Genomic DNA, 17,344 nt, shown 5'->3' with positions numbered 1-17,344 from the left:
AATCGGACAGTCGGTTTCTGAAATTAGATACGGACGAGCAGATGGATGCCCGCCCGGTCCGGAGCTGCCCGGAGCAGATCGCGGAACAGGCCGGGGCCGTATTCATTCATGAACTGGAACGGCGTGTATTTCCTTTCCTGGAACCCGCCTTCGGGCAGGAGCTCGGCTTCAAGCAGGTCGAACCGGGACAGGGCGGTTTCGTGTTCGAGCATGACCGACTCGCGGATGCGGTCTTTCAGCCAATCGAACTGACGGCTATGGTACTCCAGATTCAGCCCGGCGAGCGCCGGAAGTCCGCGGCCCTTCCCTTCAAGCTTGCCGGCGAGCCCAGCATACCCTTCGGCCAACTGTGCCTCCAGGCGGTCGATCTCCTCTTCCGCTCCGTGATCGTGGATCCGGGCAAGAAGCTCTTCCCGTTTTGAAGCGGCGGCTCCGCCGAGGACTGCACGGGCGTCCAGCCCCGTCTCGCCGAGCAGGCCTGCCGCCCGCCTTGTGACGAATGTGAACGACGAGCGCGGAATGACGACGGGCATATTGATGCCGAGCGCACGGAAAGCCGGACGGAGAAGCGCCCAGTAGGCGATTTCGCCGGGACCGCCGACAAATCCGAGCACCGGAAACACCAGATCCTGCATGACGGGACGGGTGACGACATTGTTGCTCAGCCGTTCGGGCTCCGACTCGGCAATATCGAGAAGTTCCCGTTCGGTGAAGGAGATTCCCGCCTGTTCATTGACGAACCGGCCGTCTTTCCGGCTGAGCAGGAAGCGCTCGCCGTCCTCGACATAAAACAGGTTGGCCGCATCCGGCTCTGCGCCGACGGGACGGCCGAAGCCGTCTTCCGAGAAGCGCTGTTCCGTTTCCGCCGTTCCTTGCGCGATCTCTTCGGACCGGCGGATCATGGCGGCAAAGTGGTTCCTTTCAAGTTGTCGGATGGCCGGGTCGGCCGCGTCCATCAAGAGAAGCCCCTCTTCACCTAGCAGGCGATTGATGAGCGCCGCGAAAAAGGCCGTGAAGGTTTCATTGCCCTCCAGGCATTCCTCGGCGGTCTGAAGCAGTCCAGCCGTATGGGCGGTCTCTCCGTAGCTCCGGAAAACTTCCCGGATAAAGCCGGACATCAGGTCCTTGTCGAACCGGGTGGCGGACGCTGTTGTCTTCAGCCCGGGAACCATCGGGAATTGTTTCTTTTCGGTCCGGCATCCGCTGATGACGTTCACGTGATTGATCTCCGCCAGGTCGTGGTCCTCTCCCGCAATCCAGAACACCGGAACGACCGGTCTGCCAAGCGCTTCTCTGAGCCGCTTCGCCTCGAGGATGACGGAGAGCGCCTTGTTCACCGAGTAGAGCGGTCCGGTCAGGATGCCTGCCTGCTGCCCGCCGATGACGACCGGCGCGCCGCTCCGGAGCTCTTCCAGATGGACGGCGGTCCGTTCCGAGATCCCGAGCGGCTCCATGAAGGCGCGCACGGCGTTGCATAGCCCGTCCCGGTCGAATTCCCGGCCGTCCAGCTCCGAAAGCCGCTCCCGGTAGCCGGTGTCATCCGGCTTGTAGTCAAAATATGTATTGATGAACTGCTCGTCGTCCTTGTATGCCGCCATGACCGGACTGGCCGGCGGGATGTCGAGACATTCGAATTCCATGATACAGACCCCATTTTCAGATTAATCATCGTCACCGATTATATCATCATGCGGTGCCCGAACTGAAAAATTCCGCTCATGGGCGCGTGTATTCCCAGATCATTGCAACCGTCCCCGCGATGAAAAGAAGTGTGTACAAGGCCGCGGATATGAGAAAGAGAGCCCGCCAGATTCTCCGGAGAAGCGGCAGGATCTCCAGCTCCCGCCGGACCAGCCGTTCCCTCCAGGTCATCCAGAGCGCGAGGAACGTTACCGCCATCGCGGCGGGGAACCCGATATGGATTCCCGTGAAGGCCCGGAATGTGATCGGAACCGCAGGGACGAGGAAGACCGTCGTCACATCCGCCGCCCGGCTCAGCCCCTTGGCCGGGTCTTTGAACAGCCTCGTGAAGACGGTGAACAGGACCATGAACACGACCGGGGGAAAGGCGAGCAGGAAACCGGCAATCGCATAGATCCATTCACCCATCCGAGCCCCTCCGTTCCAGGAAGGCGATCATCTCGGAAAGTCCCGACAGGAGCGGCAGCCGGCTGCCCCGCCGGTCCGCCTCACGGATGAGCCCGCCGAGTATGGCGTCCGCCTCCGTCTTTCTTCCGGCGTTCAAGTCCGCAAGCATGGACGATTCATTGTCCGCCGTCTTCCTGCATAGCTCCAGCACAGCCTCAAGCGGCACTTCAGCCGCAGTGTCCGGGAAAGCCGCGGCCAGCTCCCCGTGGATCATGCCGGCAAGCCGGCGCAGCGGCGGATCCGATGCCAGCTCCCCGTTCCTTGCGCCTGTGACGGCCGTGACCGGGTTGATGACGGCGTTTTTCAACGCTTTCCGGTAAAGGAGCTCTCCGGGATCTTCCGACAGGCGGACGGGGAAATCAGGGGAATCCGCAGAAAGCAGAGGGGTGAACAGGCCGGCATTCCCTTTCGCGGGAGCCAGGCTCAGCGGCCCCGTTCCGGTGTGCCGGACGGTCCGGCCGTCCCTCTTGAGCGCTCCGTGCTCAACCGTTGCAAACGCAATGGCCGGGCTCCGGAGGGAATCGGCCAGGCCGAGGTGGGCGACTCCGTTCTGGACGAACAGGAGCGGCGAGTCCGGGATGAAGCGCAAAGCGGAATCCAGGAACCCCTCAAGGTCATATGATTTCATCGCAGGTATGGTCAGAACGCCGTCTTCCCACTCCGCAGGATCGGCTGAGGCGTCCACGCGGAAAGTATGCCGTCCGTCGCCTTCTTCCAGACAGACCCCTTCACTCCGAAGAAGTGCGGCCTGACGGGAGGAACGGACAAGCAGCCGGACGGAAAACCCCGCCCGGGCAAATCCCGATGCGAGCAACAGGCCGACCGCGCCTGCGCCCGCGATATTCAATTTCACTGTTCCGGACACCCCTTTTCCGTATTTAAAAAGCCCGCCTGCACGGCGGGCCTGTTGCTATGATTATACCGGATTGACCGGGTGCTTGCGAAGAGGTGCGGCCTTTTCTTTCGTCGAGTAGATCTCGAACCGTTCGGCGAGCACATCGCGCAGGCTTTCCGGCGCCACGATGTCATCGATGATCATTTCGGACGCCAGCTTGTAGATGTCGATCTGTTCTTTGTACTCCTGGCGCTTTTCCTGGATGAAGGCAATGCGCTCTTTCGGGTCTTCGATTGCCTGGATACGGTTGGAGTAGACGGCATTGACCGCGGCTTCAGGTCCCATGACGGCGATTTGTGCAGACGGGAGCGCAATGCAGGCATCCGGTTCGAATGCCGGGCCGGCCATGGCATAGAGACCGGCGCCGTACGCCTTGCGGACGATGACCGAAATTTTCGGGACCGTCGCGGAGCTCATCGCGGAGATCAGCTTCGCCCCGTGCCGGATGATGCCGGCGCGTTCCACTTTCGTGCCGATCATGAAGCCCGGTACGTCTGCGAGGAACAGGAGCGGGATCGAGAAGGCGTCGCAGAGCGAGATGAACTTCGCCCCCTTGTCCGCGGAATCCACGAACAGGACGCCCCCTTTCGCCTTCGGCTGGTTGGCGATGATGCCGACCGTGCGTCCCTTGATGCGTGCGAGGCCCGTGATGAGTTCAGGTGCGAACAGCTTCTTGATCTCGAAGAAAGACCCTTCATCGATCAGGCTGTCGATCGCCTCGTGCATATTGAACGGGGCGTTCTGGTTCTCAGGAACGATTTCGGCGAGCGGACGCCCTTCCTTCGGAGCCGCCGCTTCGGCCATGGCCGGTTTTTCCTCAAAGTTCTGAGGGAAGTATTCCAGGTACTTCTTCGCCGCTTCGATCGCTTCCTTTTCGTCTGCCGCCAGCAGATCTCCGCAGCCGGAGACCGTGCAGTGCATGCGGGCGCCGCCCATTTCCTCAAGGGAGACTTTCTCCCCGATGACTTCCGCGGCCATCCGAGGCGAGCCGAGGTACATCGAAGCATTGCCGTCGACCATGATCACGATGTCGCAGAAAGCCGGGATGTACGCACCGCCCGCAGCGGACGGCCCGAACAGCAGGCAGATCTGCGGAATGACACCGGACATGCGCACCTGGTTGTGGAAGATCCGGCCCGCTCCGCGGCGGTTCGGGAACATGTCCAGCTGGTCGGTGATCCGGGCACCCGCGGAGTCGACGAGGTACAGAAGCGGAACCCGCAGCTGCTCCGCCGTCTCCTGGATGCGGATGATCTTCTCGACCGTCCGGGCTCCCCACGAACCCGCCTTCACGGTCGAATCGTTGGCCATCACGCAGACGGTCCGGCCCCCGACCTTGCCCGTCGCCGTGACGACGCCGTCCGCCGGAAGGTCCCCCGCCTCCACATTGGCGAACCGGGCATCTTCCGTATATTCCCCGTCATCAAACAAGAGCGCCAGACGATCGCGCACGAACATCTTGTTCTGCTCTTTCAGTTTCTCATGGTACTTCGGCTGGCCCCCTGCAAAAATCTGCTGGAGCTTTTCTTCCAGCCGGCTGTCGCCGGTCGGTTTTACCGTCATTCCAATCCCCTCCCTGTCCGTTTGAACATCAGTTGTCCGAGCTTACTCGAAAGTCAGGACCGTATCGCCTTCGTTGACGAAGTCGCCGACGTTGACGAGGACCTCTTTCACTTTGCCGCCTTTTTCGGCTTCAACCGGGATTTCCATCTTCATCGACTCGAGAACGACGACCGTCTGGCCCGCCGTCACTTCGTCCCCTGCATTGACATCGACTGTGAAGACCGTTCCGGCCATCGTTGATTTGAGTTCATTCATTGGTGATTTCCTCCTTCTGGCTTTGCTTCCATTTGTCCAGCACGTTTGTAGAATAGTCGCCGGCCGTGAACAGCTCCGACTTGGTGAAACCGGCGAACAGCGGCAGGTTCGTCTTGACCCCGTCCACTTCCGCCTTGGAGAAGAATTCCTCCGAGCGCCGGATGGCTTCATCGCGGTCTTGTCCGGAAATGATCACCTTGGCGATCATCGGATCATAGAACGGCGTGACGGTGTTGCCGCCATCGTAGCCGGAATCGACCCGGACGCCTTCGCCTTCCGGGAGCTGCAACGAATCGATCTTCCCCGGGGACGGCAGGAACCGCTCCGGATCCTCCGCGTATACCCGGTACTCGATCGCATGGCCGGATGATTTGATCTCATCCTGATCCGCAACCGGAAGCGACCCGCCGGACGCAATCCGGATCTGCCATTCGACGAGATCCTGCCCCGTCACTTCCTCCGTCACCGGATGCTCGACCTGCAGTCGGGTGTTCATTTCGAGGAAATAAAACTCGTTGTCCGGCCCGACGATGAACTCGACGGTTCCGGCGTTCGTGTAACCGACCGCCTTTCCGGCCTCCACGGCGGCCGCGAGCATTCTGCGGCGTGTTTCTTCCGGGAAGCAAGGAGACGGAGATTCCTCGATCACTTTCTGGTTCCGGCGCTGGACCGAGCAGTTGCGCTCGAACAGATGCACGACTTCGCCCTCTTCGTCACCGAAGATCTGGACTTCGATATGGCGGGCGTTGTCGATGAACTTTTCAAGGAACACCCGGTCGTCGCCGAAGTAGGACATCGCCCGCTTCTTGACCGACTCGAAATTCCGAGTGAGCGCTTGCTCATTTTCACAGCGGATCATGCCGATTCCGCCTCCGCCTGCGCTCGCCTTCATCATGACCGGATAGCCGATTTTCTCTGCCGCCTCCAACGCTTCCCCCAGCGTGGCGACGCCAGCGTCTGTTCCCGGAACGACCGGAACACCGGCTTCGATCATCGTCTTCCTGGATGCGATCTTGTCCCCCATCTTCTCGATCACATCCGGATTCGGCCCGATGAAGATGAGCCCGGCCTCCGACGCCTTGCGCGCGAAGTCCGCGTTTTCGGACAGCAGCCCGTAGCCCGGGTGGATGGCATCCGCCCCTTCCTTCACTGCCAGGGCGATGATGTCGTCGCCTTTCAGGTAAGACTGCGGAACCGGTCCGGGACCGATCAGAAATGCCTCGTCCGCCTCTTTTGTAAACGGCATGCCGGCGTCCGCCTCAGAATGGACGGCGATCGTCCGGATGCCGAGCCGCTTGCACGTCCGGATGATCCGGGATGCGATTTCGCCGCGATTTGCGATCAATATCTTCTCCATGCGGTTCCCCTCCGTGTAACAAACTATAGTAAACCCCTTTCCCTCTTAGTCTATATGAAGAGTGAAACCGTTTTCAAGTACCCGGACAGAAAAAACGGCAGGAATCCGCTTCTTCCTGCCGTCCGTCATTGTTCTTTTTTGTTGGTCCCGGAGTTCTGGCCACGGCCGGTCATTGCCCTTTCTTCTCGATAAAGCTGACGCCTTTGGAAAGCCAGGCGAGCAGCCGATGGTGTTCGCGGGCAAGCAGTTCATGCTCTTTCTTCAAGGCCAGATAGGACTGGGACAGTTCATCGAAGCCGGTCATCGCCTGCTTGAGATGGGATTTCAGGTGATGTTCCGGTTTCTTCCTCGCCGCTTCGAGTTCCCCTTCGTAAAACCTCCGGAGATTTTTGTTCCAGCGGAAGCCGCAGGCCTGCTTCGTGCGGCCGAGCTTTTCGGCGGCTTCTGCGAACGCGTCCAGCTGGGTGCCCCCTTTTCGGACTGATCCGATGACCGTTTCAGCCAAGATTCGGTCATCTTCGGATGTCCACCTGTCTTTTCGTGTGTTGCCAGTCATTCTACCACCCCCGTTTTGGAAACTATATGCGGAGGACGGATGAAATAGACTTCAGTATTTCTTGTTCAGGAAGCGGTCGACCGCCTCGTGGTGGGCGTCGGCTTCCCACAGCCGGGCGCATTCTTCGACTTCTTCCCGGATCATCTCTGCCAGGCCGAGGGCGTCAGACTTCCGGACGGCGGCCTGCTTGTAGGCCCGGATGACCCCGGGATCGATGCGGGAAAGACTGTCCGTGAACCGGTCCAGCGCCTCGGCCGGATCACCGGCGAATGTTTCGGTCGCCCAGCCGGACGACAAGAGTTCGCCGGCCGTGTGGACTTTCGCTTCGGTCAGCATCCTGAGTGCCGGGGCATGTCCGCCGGTTTTCACAAACAGATGCGAGGCGCCGCCCCAGCCGGTCGTGATGGCGAGCGTCCCCTGTATGTATCCGCATTTCGCCTCTTCCCGGACGAGCCGGTAGTCGCAGGCCGTCGCGATCTCACATCCCCCGCCGACTGCATGCCCGTTGATGAGCGCAATCACCGGAACCGGAAGACGGCTCATCCGCAGCAGGATGGCGGCCATCTTGCCGAGCATCGGCGCCGCCTCGTCCGCCGTTTTCAGCCGGTGGAATTCCGACAGGTCGCCTCCCGAGCAAAACGCGGAATCCCCCGCGCCCGTGACGGCGAAGAAGCGAAGTGAATCATTTTCTTCCGCCTCTGAAATCGCCGCGGACAGTCCGTCCATCACTTCGTCGTTCACCGCATTGCGTTTTTCCGGCCGGTCGATCGTGAAGACCAGTCCGCTCCCCCTTTGTTCAAGCCGATACGCCATCGCTCATCATCCTCCGTCCGTGTAGTCGGGAAAGCGGATCCGCATTTCCCCATAAACGCAAAAAGGCAACCGGAGGCACTCGGCCCCGGTCACCTTTGCAGCGTCGGAAATTATTCGCCGACGACTTGCTTACCTTTGTAATGTCCGCATTCTTTGCAAACGCGGTGAGCGAGTTTCGGTTCACCGCAGTTGTCGCAAGCGACCATGCCAGGCACTTGAAGCTTGAAGTGCGTGCGGCGTTGGCGCTTCGCGGTTTTGGATGTTCTTCTTTTTGGTACTGCCATGCGGGGCACCTCCTTACGGTTCTATTCGTCTTCCGGTTCATCATCGGACTGGCCGAAGAGATCTGCCAGCCCCGCGAGTCTCGGATCAACTTTCGGTTTTTCCTCTTCACGCTTGGCGGTGTATTCCTCTTCGGAAGAAAAAGTCCATCCTTTCCCTTCCATCGATCGGGCCGCCTCTTCAGAAAAAATCTGAATCGGTACTTCCAGAAGGACGAGCTCCTCGAAGACCGGTGTCGGATCGACCACTTCCCCGGTCACTTCATGGACCGCGTCATCGGACGGATCCGTCTCGCCTTCCCAGACAAACTGCTCGTCCGTCTCGATCTCAAACGGATACTCGATATCCTCCCAGGTCCTCGACTCAGGAAGGGTCATCGTCCCTTCAAGACGGAAATGACAAGTCATGCTGCCGGAGCCGACTGAGCAAGTGCCGGTTACCCGTACGGGAGAAATCTCCCGGATTTCAGGGTTCAGCTGCTTGACGGCGGACAGGTCGGCGGTGCCATCAACGTGCATCCCGCCCTGCCGGTGCTTCAGCAATTGTCGGATGGTCCATTTCATCAGGAATCACCTCAAGACAACAAAGTAGATTATATAATGCCCAAAATACGATGTCAAGATATTTTCTTGTCACCCCGTACGGCCGCGGCCGCTGGGATTTTCCCGTTCTGAACGTTATAATACCTCTATATTGTATCAAAGGAGTGGGGCACTTGAAAGCTGCAGGCGTTATCGTCGAATATAATCCGCTCCACAACGGCCATGTCCACCATCTCCGGGAGACCCGGCGGGTGACGGATGCCGATGTTGTGATCGCCGTCATGAGCGGGAACTTCCTGCAGCGCGGGGANTTGTTCAAGCCGATACGCCATCGCTCATCATCCTCCGTCCGTGTAGTCGGGAAAGCGGATCCGCATTTCCCCATAAACGCAAAAAGGCAACCGGAGGCACTCGGCCCCGGTCACCTTTGCAGCGTCGGAAATTATTCGCCGACGACTTGCTTACCTTTGTAATGTCCGCATTCTTTGCAAACGCGGTGAGCGAGTTTCGGTTCACCGCAGTTGTCGCAAGCGACCATGCCAGGCACTTGAAGCTTGAAGTGCGTGCGGCGTTGGCGCTTCGCGGTTTTGGATGTTCTTCTTTTTGGTACTGCCATGCGGGGCACCTCCTTACGGTTCTATTCGTCTTCCGGTTCATCATCGGACTGGCCGAAGAGATCTGCCAGCCCCGCGAGTCTCGGATCAACTTTCGGTTTTTCCTCTTCACGCTTGGCGGTGTATTCCTCTTCGGAAGAAAAAGTCCATCCTTTCCCTTCCATCGATCGGGCCGCCTCTTCAGAAAAAATCTGAATCGGTACTTCCAGAAGGACGAGCTCCTCGAAGACCGGTGTCGGATCGACCACTTCCCCGGTCACTTCATGGACCGCGTCATCGGACGGATCCGTCTCGCCTTCCCAGACAAACTGCTCGTCCGTCTCGATCTCAAACGGATACTCGATATCCTCCCAGGTCCTCGACTCAGGAAGGGTCATCGTCCCTTCAAGACGGAAATGACAAGTCATGCTGCCGGAGCCGACTGAGCAAGTGCCGGTTACCCGTACGGGAGAAATCTCCCGGATTTCAGGGTTCAGCTGCTTGACGGCGGACAGGTCGGCGGTGCCATCAACGTGCATCCCGCCCTGCCGGTGCTTCAGCAATTGTCGGATGGTCCATTTCATCAGGAATCACCTCAAGACAACAAAGTAGATTATATAATGCCCAAAATACGATGTCAAGATATTTTCTTGTCACCCCGTACGGCCGCGGCCGCTGGGATTTTCCCGTTCTGAACGTTATAATACCTCTATATTGTATCAAAGGAGTGGGGCACTTGAAAGCTGCAGGCGTTATCGTCGAATATAATCCGCTCCACAACGGCCATGTCCACCATCTCCGGGAGACCCGGCGGGTGACGGATGCCGATGTTGTGATCGCCGTCATGAGCGGGAACTTCCTGCAGCGCGGGGAGCCCGCGTTCATGGACAAGTGGACGCGCGCGGACGCGGCGCTCCGTTCCGGGGCGGACATCGTGCTTGAGCTGCCGTACCGGTTTGCGACCGCCCAGGCCTCCGATTTCGCCGCCGGCGCAGTCGCCATCCTGGCCGCGGCCGGGTGCGACGCCTTCTGTTTCGGTTCCGAGGACGGAGACATCGGCGCATTCGATGCGGCGGCCGGCCTCATCGGTTCCAAGCGCGTTCAATACGACGAAGAAGTGAGGCGGCTCGTCCGCACGGGGTCCAGCTATCCGGCCGCACTGAGCGGCGCCTACTCGGCACTGGCCGAAGGAGCACCGGACGACATTGCTTTCGCGGACCTGACCCGGCCGAACAACATTCTCGGCTTCCATTACATCGAGGCGGCAAGGAAGCTCGGCGCCGGCATGACGCCCTATACGATCGGGCGGACGGGCACCGGCCACCATGACACCGGGCCGGACGCGCAGACCGGGATCATGAGCGCCACGGGAATCCGCCGGGCCGTCCTCGGGAAAGACAATCCGGACGCCGTTGCGGCGGCGATTCCGCCTGCCACGGACAAGGCGTTCAAGGATTGGCGGAAGGCCGGGCATCCGTTCGGCAGCTGGGAACTGTTCTGGCCGCTGCTCCGCTTCGAGATCATCCGGGAAGGCCCGGGAAATTTGGCGGGCATCGCCGAAATGGCGGAAGGAATCGAACACAGGATCTACCGGGCGGCCCGGGAGGCCATGTCATTTTCCTCGTTCATGGAATCCGTCAAGACGAAGCGGTACACATGGACGCGGATCCAGCGGGTCCTCACCCACATCCTCTGCAGGATGACATGGAGTGACTATCATGAATACCGCGAGCCGCGCTATCTCCGGCTGCTCGGGATGACTCCGGCGGGCAGGCAGTATCTCGGTGTGAGGAAGAAAAGCCTCGGCCTTCCGCTTCTTGCGCGCGCCGCCTCATCGGACGATCCGATGCTTGAAGCCGATATCAGGGCGGCCGACATCTACTGGCTCGGAATCGGCGGAAACCGTCCGGGTTCTGATTACCGGACGCCCCCGATCCTGCTGCCGGACTGAACGCTCAGGACTTCTCTTTTGTGCTCCTCAAATATTCCAGCGCATCATCCACGGTCTTCACCGGCACGACGATCATGTCCGTGCCGATTTTTTCTGCCGTTTCTGCGGCTTCCTCGTAGTTTGTCCGGATTCCCGGGTTGTATTTCCTCATCTCATCCGTGATTTCATCGTCGGGTGCGAAGAAAATCTCGATGCCGTCCCGGTCCGCCGCCATGATCTTGAAGTCGATTCCGCCGATCCGGCCGACCGTTCCGTCTTCATTCATCTCGCCCGTCCCGCCGACCTTGTATCCCCTCGTCAGGTCCTCGTCCAGGAGGCGGTCCATGATCTCCAGCGTGAACATCAGGCCGGCCGACGGTCCGCCGATGTCTTCGGTATGGATCTCCACTTCGGGCTCCGTTCGGATTGAACGCTCCTCGGCAAATGTGATGCCGAGCCCCCGGCGGTCCTCCGCTCCCGGGATCGGCGCGAGGCTTGCCGTCACTTCTTCCCGCTTGTCTTCGCGGCGGATGCCGAGCCTCGCAGCGCCTTCTTCCGGCAATGCGGCCAGGGCGTCCGCAAATTCCTCGGACGAGCCGAATGCATCGCCGTTGATGTCCGTGATGATGTCTCCGGGTTCGAGGATGCCCGAGGCGGCGCCCCCTTCCAGCACCCTCATGACGAGGACACCCTCAAAGGCGACATCGGCCGTTTTCCGGGCTTTCGTGTAGGCGACGTAGATGGCGTTGAACTGCGAATCCTCCATCAGCTTTTTCTGCCGGATGTCATACTCCCGCTCCGTCTCCCCGTCCTGCCTGACCTGGCCGGCCTTCATCACTTTCCGGCTGTCCATGAAATTCGCCATGACATAAGTAAGGGGCGTCGCTTTGGAGAGGGCGATCGTCATGAGGCTCATCGTTCCCCGGTCGTCCTCATCCCCGCCCTGCACTTCGACGAGCGGAGTCAGATCGTATGCGCCTCCGGGCTTTGAAATATATGAATCCATCGGCAAGAGCGCCACTATCGCCAAAATCAGCACGAGCAGCAGCGGTGCGGCCGCCTTTCCTTTTTTCATCCAGGTCCCTCCCAAAATAGCCCCCTTGCGGCCGGCATATACATCATAAGTGTATCACCGGAAAACGATCCATACAAAATAAGGGAGCCGATTTGATCTGATGCCAAAGCTGAACACCGCCATGATCTGGAGCATGATCCTCCTGTTCCTGCTCCGGCCGGCAGTTGCACGGGAAGGGGCGGAATTCGGCATCGAACTGTTCGCCGAGGCCCTCCTGCCTTATCTGCTGCCTTATCTGATCCTCACCCAGTGGCTGCTCCGGCTCCCCGGACGCGAACCGAAGAGCCGGACGGGCACTTACTGGAAGACGTACGTGCTCGGCGCGTTCGGCGGATTCCCCGTCGGCGCGGCGTCTGTCGCCCACCTTGTGAAAGACGGCCGGCTGTCGCGCACGGAAGGCGGCTTCCTGACGGCCGTCTGCCACGCGCCGAGTTCCATGCTGCTCGTCGGATTCNTCGTCAGGTCCTCGTCCAGGAGGCGGTCCATGATCTCCAGCGTGAACATCAGGCCGGCCGACGGTCCGCCGATGTCTTCGGTATGGATCTCCACTTCGGGCTCCGTTCGGATTGAACGCTCCTCGGCAAATGTGATGCCGAGCCCCCGGCGGTCCTCCGCTCCCGGGATCGGCGCGAGGCTTGCCGTCACTTCTTCCCGCTTGTCTTCGCGGCGGATGCCGAGCCTCGCAGCGCCTTCTTCCGGCAATGCGGCCAGGGCGTCCGCAAATTCCTCGGACGAGCCGAATGCATCGCCGTTGATGTCCGTGATGATGTCTCCGGGTTCGAGGATGCCCGAGGCGGCGCCCCCTTCCAGCACCCTCATGACGAGGACACCCTCAAAGGCGACATCGGCCGTTTTCCGGGCTTTCGTGTAGGCGACGTAGATGGCGTTGAACTGCGAATCCTCCATCAGCTTTTTCTGCCGGATGTCATACTCCCGCTCCGTCTCCCCGTCCTGCCTGACCTGGCCGGCCTTCATCACTTTCCGGCTGTCCATGAAATTCGCCATGACATAAGTAAGGGGCGTCGCTTTGGAGAGGGCGATCGTCATGAGGCTCATCGTTCCCCGGTCGTCCTCATCCCCGCCCTGCACTTCGACGAGCGGAGTCAGATCGTATGCGCCTCCGGGCTTTGAAATATATGAATCCATCGGCAAGAGCGCCACTATCGCCAAAATCAGCACGAGCAGCAGCGGTGCGGCCGCCTTTCCTTTTTTCATCCAGGTCCCTCCCAAAATAGCCCCCTTGCGGCCGGCATATACATCATAAGTGTATCACCGGAAAACGATCCATACAAAATAAGGGAGCCGATTTGATCTGATGCCAAAGCTGAACACCGCCATGATCTGGAGCATGATCCTCCTGTTCCTGCTCCGGCCGGCAGTTGCACGGGAAGGGGCGGAATTCGGCATCGAACTGTTCGCCGAGGCCCTCCTGCCTTATCTGCTGCCTTATCTGATCCTCACCCAGTGGCTGCTCCGGCTCCCCGGACGCGAACCGAAGAGCCGGACGGGCACTTACTGGAAGACGTACGTGCTCGGCGCGTTCGGCGGATTCCCCGTCGGCGCGGCGTCTGTCGCCCACCTTGTGAAAGACGGCCGGCTGTCGCGCACGGAAGGCGGCTTCCTGACGGCCGTCTGCCACGCGCCGAGTTCCATGCTGCTCGTCGGATTCGTCGGTCATGAGCTGTTCGGCAACTCTGCGGCAGGCTGGAAGCTCATGACCGTCATCCACGGCGTCAATCTGGTCCTGCTCGCCGTCGGCACCCTTTACTTCCGCTCCAGGCCGGCCGCACCGGCACCGGTCCGTGATGCGGGCGGGCGCAGGCCGTCCCCGCTCACGGCGAGCCTGAAGGAGAGTTCCCAGACGATCGTGCTCGTCGCCACGACGGTCATCTTCTTTTCCGCCGTCGGGACGGTCGCTTCGGAACTCATCTCTTCCATGACCGGCATCGGGGCCGCCACTGCCGGCATGGCCGTTTTTCCGCTGTTTGAGATGACGGCCGGCCTTCGCATGGCCGCCGACCTGTTCGGCGGCACGCCGCTCCACAGCATCATCACCGCGCTCGTCCTGTCGATGAACGGATTCAGCATCCATCTGCAGGTGGCGGTCATCGCGAGGGGTGCCGGCATACCGCTTCGCCCGTATGTGGCCGCCCGTCTTTTCCACATGGCCTCCGTGCCGCTCATCTTCGTTCTTTTCCTGAATTAAGAATAGAAAAACTGCCCGGAAGGCCGGACAGTCTATCTGCCGGACTTTCGGACAGCTTCGGAGGCGCGCTCATTCTTCGGCGGACGCCGCCTCTTCGATTGCGAATTTCCTCCGGAGCGCGATCCCCACTTCAGCCGGGACAAGCTCGGTCGTATCTGCTCCGTATTTCGCCACTTCCTTCACGATACTGGAGCTGAGGAATGAATACTGGTTTTTGGTCATGATGAAGAACGTCTCGATCTCTTCCTCCAGCACCCGGTTCATCGAGGTGATCTGCATCTCATACTCGAAGTCGGAGACCGCACGGAGGCCGCGGACGATCGCGGAAGCTCCGACCGACTTGGCGTAGTCGACGAGAAGGCCGGAAAACGACTCGACCTTTACGTTCGGCAGATCCCTTGACACCTGCCGGATCAGCTCCATCCGTTCCTCGACCGTGAAAAGCGGCTGTTTGGATGAATTATTGAGAACGACCACACGGATTTCCTCGAAAACACGCGATGCCCGCTTGATGATGTCCAGATGTCCGTATGTAACCGGATCGAAGCTTCCCGGCACAACCCCTAGCTTACCCATTGTTTTCCCCCTCTTCGTTCCCGCCGTAGATTGTGATGACGGTCCCTCCATACACATGTTCTTTCTCTTTCCGGAATCCGCCGTACGACTCCGGCAGTTCGACCGTCCGGTCATGCTCGCAGACGATCCGGCCCCCGGCTCGGATCAGGCCGGCTTCCGCCAGCTCCCCCGCCAGGCCGTAGTATGTATCGCGCGCATACGGCGGATCCAGGAAGACGAGATCGAACGCCCCGCCTTTTCGGATCGTCGCCTGCACGGCGCGTGCCGCATCAGACCGGAACAGCTCCGCCCGTCCGGTGAACCGGCATTTCTCCAGATTGTCCCGGATCGCCGAAAGCGCCCGGCCGTCCTTCTCCACGATGACCGCCCTGTCCATCCCCCGGCTGAGCGCCTCGATCGCCAGGCCGCCGCTGCCGCCGAACAGATCGAGTACGACCCCCCCGGTGAAATAAGGGCCGATCATATTGAATAGCGATTCCTTCACTTTATCGGATGTCGGCCTCGTTCCCGTTCCCGTCACCGACTTCAGCTGGGTGCCTTTCCGTTCGCCGGAAATGACTCTCATGACTTCACTCCTTCCCCTGTCCAGCCGTCCCGCCATTATGGTAGGATGAGCTGAAGAAAGGGGTTGCATTTATGGATACTCAACGATTCATCGAGCTCGGCGAAGGATACGGCGATGTGTTCGAGCTCTGTGAGCTGATCCGGACGAACCGGGCACGGCTACACCGGGCCCTGGTCCTCGAGGCCGGCAACCCGGCTTCTGCCCTGTCGCTGGCCGCGGCGTTCTCCCCGGCGGGAGGCGGCCACTTCATGCCGATCTACATCTGCCGGGAAGGGATCCGGGAAGGCGGCGCCCGGCACCGCCTGTTCCTGGATGCCCTGTCGGATGCGGGTGTTTCACCGGTGACCGTCCAGGTCCGCCCGTCCGCCGACTTCGGAGGACTTGATCAATATTACCGCCACCTGACCGGCGTCTTCAGAACGAACCGGCTTCTGCCGGCGCCCGAACTGATGATCCGGCCACGCCGTCAGATGCCGCCTTTGTAATCGTATTCCTTCGCCTTGTCGGGCTTGGCGTTCTCGTATTCCGTCTTGATGAACGGCTTCATCGACAGAGACACCGACTTGACGTAAGGCAGCCGCTCGAGCTTGGCGGCCGTCCGGTCCGCATCTTCCATGTTGCAGTACAGGACGGCATACTTCATCCTCTTTGAAATATATTGGATGTGCCCGTATTTCCTGAGCGACTTTGCCTGCTTCAGATGAGTGAGATAGACGATGATGCCACGCCGATCAATCATAGGGATCCCTCATTTCCTATCATAAAGAATACCATACGCCGGAAAAAACGGGCAACCGGCTCTTGCTGACACCGGAGCCCGTTTGCTTTATAATTCTTGTCACCGGAGCAACCTCCGTCCGGGAAGCATGGGACATTTCACAAGGCGGCGGCATCCGCCCTCCGGAAGACCCGGCTCCCGGAACGTTCCCTTCCACGGATCTTGAACCCACGAACACACGATGAACCACAAGAGTGTGCTTACTACCAACCAAGGGAGGCCACCATGGAAAAGAAAAAGAAAGTCGCCCTGACCGTCGCAGCCGCCGGTGCCGCCGCATGGGCCGGTTCCCGGATGCTTTCAAAGCCGCAGGGACGGGATCCGCTCCCCGCGCTCGACTATGACCGGCCGATCGTTCTCGCCCACCGGGGCGGGGCCGGCCTGGCTCCCGAAAGCACGATGACCGCTTTCAGACATGCGGCGGAGCTCGGCGTCCATGGCTTTGAAATCGATATCCACCTGACGAAAGACGAAGAGATCATCGTTTTCCACGATGATTCACTCGACCGGACGACCGACCTCCGGGGCAGGCCGGGGGATTACACGCTCGCGGAATTGAAGCAGGCGGATTTTGCCTATCATTTCTCCCCGGGCGACGGCACGTTCCCTTACCGAGGCAAGAGCGGGGGTGCCGTCACGCTGAAAGAGCTGCTCGAGGAATTCCCCCATATGCTCATCAATATCGACATGAAGGACGCGCCTGATACGTACGAGGGCGGAATCATCCCCTCCAAACTCTGGCGGGTGATCGAAGAAGCGGATGCCCACAACCGGGTGATCGTCACGAGCTTCTTCGATAGCCAGATCGACCGGTTCAACCTTTATGCACGCAACCAGGTCGCTCTCGGCGCCGGCGAACAGGAAGTCCGCCGCGCTTATCTCGCGTTTGCAAGCGGCTTCGGTCACTTGTACCAGCCGGAGGCGGATGTGTTCCAGATCCCCGTCAGATCCGGGGTATTCCCGCTGGACCTCGCCCCGTTCATCCGCTTCCTCGCCAAGCGGAACATCCCGGTCCATTACTGGACCATCAATGAGCGGGAACAGATGGACCGGCTGCTCCTGGCCGGTGCGATGGGCATCATCTCCGACCATCCGGACATCGCCCTGGAAGCCGCCGCGTTGGATGCGCCCGGAGAGTGAGCCGGCGGAACCGGTGCGCCCCCGAGCCCGGCCGGTGTCCGCTCATCCGATTCCTCTGCCAGAACATAAA

Annotated in this window: 21 protein-coding genes and 1 pseudogene; 5 read left to right on the top strand and 17 right to left on the bottom strand. The window is 60.2% G+C overall.

Going from position 1 to position 17,344, the window contains the following annotated elements; genetic code table 11:
- Positions 1-23: 23 nt before the first annotated feature.
- The 10 genes from bshC to BN1189_RS10660 all read right to left on the bottom strand — a co-directional run bounded on the left by bshC (position 24) and on the right by BN1189_RS10660 (position 8,432).
- Positions 24-1,640 (bottom strand): bacillithiol biosynthesis cysteine-adding enzyme BshC, encoded by a 1,617-nt coding sequence (gene bshC, locus BN1189_RS10705; RefSeq protein ID WP_040227954.1) that lies wholly within the window; start codon positions 1,638-1,640, stop codon positions 24-26.
- Positions 1,641-1,716: 76 nt separating this feature from the next.
- Positions 1,717-2,109 carry a DUF3397 family protein gene (locus BN1189_RS10700; protein ID WP_040227953.1) on the bottom strand — a complete coding sequence of 131 codons (393 nt, stop codon included), beginning with the start codon at positions 2,107-2,109 and terminating at the stop codon, positions 1,717-1,719.
- Positions 2,102-3,001 carry a ketopantoate reductase family protein gene (locus tag BN1189_RS10695; protein WP_040227952.1) on the bottom strand — a complete coding sequence of 300 codons (900 nt, stop codon included), beginning with the start codon at positions 2,999-3,001 and terminating at the stop codon, positions 2,102-2,104. The genes BN1189_RS10700 and BN1189_RS10695 overlap by 8 nt, the downstream gene beginning before the upstream one ends.
- Positions 3,002-3,064: 63 nt before the next feature.
- Positions 3,065-4,606, bottom strand: coding sequence for an acyl-CoA carboxylase subunit beta (locus BN1189_RS10690; RefSeq protein WP_040227950.1), 1,542 nt, complete (start codon positions 4,604-4,606; stop codon positions 3,065-3,067).
- A 42-nt stretch (positions 4,607-4,648) separates the two neighbouring features.
- A complete protein-coding gene (locus tag BN1189_RS10685; RefSeq protein WP_040227949.1) occupies positions 4,649-4,861 on the bottom strand; it encodes a biotin/lipoyl-binding carrier protein in 213 nt (70 codons plus the stop codon).
- Complete coding sequence (locus BN1189_RS10680; RefSeq protein WP_040227948.1) at positions 4,854-6,218, bottom strand: acetyl-CoA carboxylase biotin carboxylase subunit; 1,365 nt, start codon at positions 6,216-6,218, stop codon at positions 4,854-4,856. The genes BN1189_RS10685 and BN1189_RS10680 overlap by 8 nt, the downstream gene beginning before the upstream one ends.
- A 169-nt stretch (positions 6,219-6,387) precedes the next feature.
- Positions 6,388-6,774 carry a transcriptional regulator gene (locus BN1189_RS10675; protein WP_040227947.1) on the bottom strand — a complete coding sequence of 129 codons (387 nt, stop codon included), beginning with the start codon at positions 6,772-6,774 and terminating at the stop codon, positions 6,388-6,390.
- A 51-nt stretch (positions 6,775-6,825) separates the two neighbouring features.
- Entirely contained in the window at positions 6,826-7,587 is a 762-nt protein-coding gene (locus tag BN1189_RS10670) for an enoyl-CoA hydratase/isomerase family protein (protein ID WP_040227946.1), read from the bottom strand.
- Between the two features lie 110 nt (positions 7,588-7,697).
- Positions 7,698-7,871 carry a 50S ribosomal protein L32 gene (gene rpmF, locus BN1189_RS10665; protein ID WP_076756599.1) on the bottom strand — a complete coding sequence of 58 codons (174 nt, stop codon included), beginning with the start codon at positions 7,869-7,871 and terminating at the stop codon, positions 7,698-7,700.
- 21 nt (positions 7,872-7,892) lie between these two features.
- The gene (locus tag BN1189_RS10660; RefSeq protein ID WP_040227943.1) at positions 7,893-8,432 is read right to left on the bottom strand and encodes a YceD family protein; all 540 of its coding nucleotides are present in this window, start codon (positions 8,430-8,432) and stop codon (positions 7,893-7,895) included.
- Positions 8,433-8,584: 152 nt separating this feature from the next.
- Here BN1189_RS10660 and BN1189_RS10655 point away from each other — a divergent pair.
- Positions 8,585-8,719, top strand: a pseudogene (locus BN1189_RS10655) (nucleotidyltransferase family protein); the annotation flags it as partial.
- A 134-nt stretch (positions 8,720-8,853) separates the two neighbouring features.
- Here BN1189_RS10655 and rpmF (BN1189_RS10650) read toward each other — a convergent pair.
- Both rpmF (BN1189_RS10650) and BN1189_RS10645 read right to left on the bottom strand, forming a co-directional pair.
- The gene (rpmF, locus tag BN1189_RS10650) at positions 8,854-9,027 is read right to left on the bottom strand and encodes a 50S ribosomal protein L32 (protein ID WP_076756599.1); all 174 of its coding nucleotides are present in this window, start codon (positions 9,025-9,027) and stop codon (positions 8,854-8,856) included.
- A gap of 21 nt (positions 9,028-9,048) precedes the next feature.
- The gene (locus tag BN1189_RS10645) at positions 9,049-9,588 is read right to left on the bottom strand and encodes a YceD family protein (protein WP_040227943.1); all 540 of its coding nucleotides are present in this window, start codon (positions 9,586-9,588) and stop codon (positions 9,049-9,051) included.
- Positions 9,589-9,740: 152 nt separating this feature from the next.
- On the opposite strand from BN1189_RS10645, the gene BN1189_RS10640 reads away from it, so the two are divergent.
- A complete protein-coding gene (locus BN1189_RS10640; protein WP_040227941.1) occupies positions 9,741-10,955 on the top strand; it encodes a nucleotidyltransferase in 1,215 nt (404 codons plus the stop codon).
- Between the two features lie 4 nt (positions 10,956-10,959).
- Here BN1189_RS10640 and BN1189_RS10635 read toward each other — a convergent pair whose 3' ends face one another.
- Positions 10,960-12,009, bottom strand: coding sequence for a SepM family pheromone-processing serine protease (locus tag BN1189_RS10635; RefSeq protein ID WP_040227940.1), 1,050 nt, complete (start codon positions 12,007-12,009; stop codon positions 10,960-10,962).
- Between the two features lie 297 nt (positions 12,010-12,306).
- Positions 12,307-12,915 carry a PDZ domain-containing protein gene (locus BN1189_RS10630; RefSeq protein ID WP_441296272.1) on the bottom strand — a complete coding sequence of 203 codons (609 nt, stop codon included), beginning with the start codon at positions 12,913-12,915 and terminating at the stop codon, positions 12,307-12,309.
- Positions 12,916-13,324: 409 nt separating this feature from the next.
- On the opposite strand from BN1189_RS10630, the gene BN1189_RS10625 reads away from it, so the two are divergent.
- The gene (locus tag BN1189_RS10625; RefSeq protein ID WP_040227939.1) at positions 13,325-14,215 is read left to right on the top strand and encodes a hypothetical protein; all 891 of its coding nucleotides are present in this window, start codon (positions 13,325-13,327) and stop codon (positions 14,213-14,215) included.
- Between the two features lie 69 nt (positions 14,216-14,284).
- On the opposite strand, the gene coaD is transcribed toward BN1189_RS10625, so the two are convergent.
- Positions 14,285-14,791 carry a pantetheine-phosphate adenylyltransferase gene (coaD, locus tag BN1189_RS10620; RefSeq protein ID WP_040227938.1) on the bottom strand — a complete coding sequence of 169 codons (507 nt, stop codon included), beginning with the start codon at positions 14,789-14,791 and terminating at the stop codon, positions 14,285-14,287.
- The gene (gene rsmD, locus BN1189_RS10615; protein WP_040227937.1) at positions 14,784-15,356 is read right to left on the bottom strand and encodes a 16S rRNA (guanine(966)-N(2))-methyltransferase RsmD; all 573 of its coding nucleotides are present in this window, start codon (positions 15,354-15,356) and stop codon (positions 14,784-14,786) included. Before rsmD ends, coaD begins: the two co-directional genes overlap by 8 nt.
- 71 nt (positions 15,357-15,427) lie before the next feature.
- Between rsmD and BN1189_RS10610 the strand changes: the two genes are divergently transcribed.
- A complete protein-coding gene (locus tag BN1189_RS10610; RefSeq protein ID WP_052455814.1) occupies positions 15,428-15,841 on the top strand; it encodes a DUF7147 family protein in 414 nt (137 codons plus the stop codon).
- Here the strand turns inward: BN1189_RS10610 and BN1189_RS10605 are convergent.
- Positions 15,823-16,095: a YlbG family protein gene (locus BN1189_RS10605; protein WP_040227935.1), complete on the bottom strand. Its 273-nt coding sequence runs from the start codon at positions 16,093-16,095 to the stop codon at positions 15,823-15,825. The two genes, BN1189_RS10610 and BN1189_RS10605, sit on opposite strands and share 19 nt — an antisense overlap.
- A 264-nt stretch (positions 16,096-16,359) precedes the next feature.
- Here BN1189_RS10605 and BN1189_RS10600 point away from each other — a divergent pair, with 264 nt between their 5' ends.
- Positions 16,360-17,274, top strand: a complete 915-nt coding sequence (locus BN1189_RS10600) for a glycerophosphodiester phosphodiesterase (RefSeq protein WP_040227933.1) — start codon at positions 16,360-16,362, stop codon at positions 17,272-17,274.
- Positions 17,275-17,344 lie beyond the last annotated feature (70 nt).

Origin of the sequence: Bhargavaea cecembensis, from assembly GCF_000826125.2 — a bacterium.
In the GTDB taxonomy this organism is placed as follows: Bacteria; Bacillota; Bacilli; order Bacillales_A; family Planococcaceae; genus Bhargavaea; species Bhargavaea cecembensis_B.
The sequence above is the reverse complement of the archived record's forward strand: the minus strand, read 5'-3'. Positions and strand labels throughout refer to the sequence as shown.

Bases quoted from the DNA above. Each gene is read 5' to 3' on its own strand.
- bshC (WP_040227954.1), bottom strand. From the start codon at position 1,640: ATGGAATTCGAATGTCTCGACATCCCGCCGGCCAGTCCGGTCATGGCG.
- BN1189_RS10700 (WP_040227953.1), bottom strand. From the start codon at position 2,109: ATGGGTGAATGGATCTATGCGATTGCCGGTTTCCTGCTCGCCTTTCCC.
- BN1189_RS10690 (WP_040227950.1), bottom strand. From the start codon at position 4,606: ATGACGGTAAAACCGACCGGCGACAGCCGGCTGGAAGAAAAGCTCCAG.
- BN1189_RS10685 (WP_040227949.1), bottom strand. From the start codon at position 4,861: ATGAATGAACTCAAATCAACGATGGCCGGAACGGTCTTCACAGTCGAT.
- BN1189_RS10680 (WP_040227948.1), bottom strand. From the start codon at position 6,218: ATGGAGAAGATATTGATCGCAAATCGCGGCGAAATCGCATCCCGGATC.
- BN1189_RS10675 (WP_040227947.1), bottom strand. From the start codon at position 6,774: ATGACTGGCAACACACGAAAAGACAGGTGGACATCCGAAGATGACCGA.
- BN1189_RS10670 (WP_040227946.1), bottom strand. From the start codon at position 7,587: ATGGCGTATCGGCTTGAACAAAGGGGGAGCGGACTGGTCTTCACGATC.
- rpmF (WP_076756599.1), bottom strand. From the start codon at position 7,871: ATGGCAGTACCAAAAAGAAGAACATCCAAAACCGCGAAGCGCCAACGC.
- BN1189_RS10660 (WP_040227943.1), bottom strand. From the start codon at position 8,432: ATGAAATGGACCATCCGACAATTGCTGAAGCACCGGCAGGGCGGGATG.
- rpmF (WP_076756599.1), bottom strand. From the start codon at position 9,027: ATGGCAGTACCAAAAAGAAGAACATCCAAAACCGCGAAGCGCCAACGC.
- BN1189_RS10645 (WP_040227943.1), bottom strand. From the start codon at position 9,588: ATGAAATGGACCATCCGACAATTGCTGAAGCACCGGCAGGGCGGGATG.
- BN1189_RS10635 (WP_040227940.1), bottom strand. From the start codon at position 12,009: ATGAAAAAAGGAAAGGCGGCCGCACCGCTGCTGCTCGTGCTGATTTTG.
- BN1189_RS10625 (WP_040227939.1), top strand. From the start codon at position 13,325: ATGCCAAAGCTGAACACCGCCATGATCTGGAGCATGATCCTCCTGTTC.
- coaD (WP_040227938.1), bottom strand. From the start codon at position 14,791: ATGGGTAAGCTAGGGGTTGTGCCGGGAAGCTTCGATCCGGTTACATAC.
- rsmD (WP_040227937.1), bottom strand. From the start codon at position 15,356: ATGAGAGTCATTTCCGGCGAACGGAAAGGCACCCAGCTGAAGTCGGTG.
- BN1189_RS10610 (WP_052455814.1), top strand. From the start codon at position 15,428: ATGGATACTCAACGATTCATCGAGCTCGGCGAAGGATACGGCGATGTG.
- BN1189_RS10605 (WP_040227935.1), bottom strand. From the start codon at position 16,095: ATGATTGATCGGCGTGGCATCATCGTCTATCTCACTCATCTGAAGCAG.
- BN1189_RS10600 (WP_040227933.1), top strand. From the start codon at position 16,360: ATGGAAAAGAAAAAGAAAGTCGCCCTGACCGTCGCAGCCGCCGGTGCC.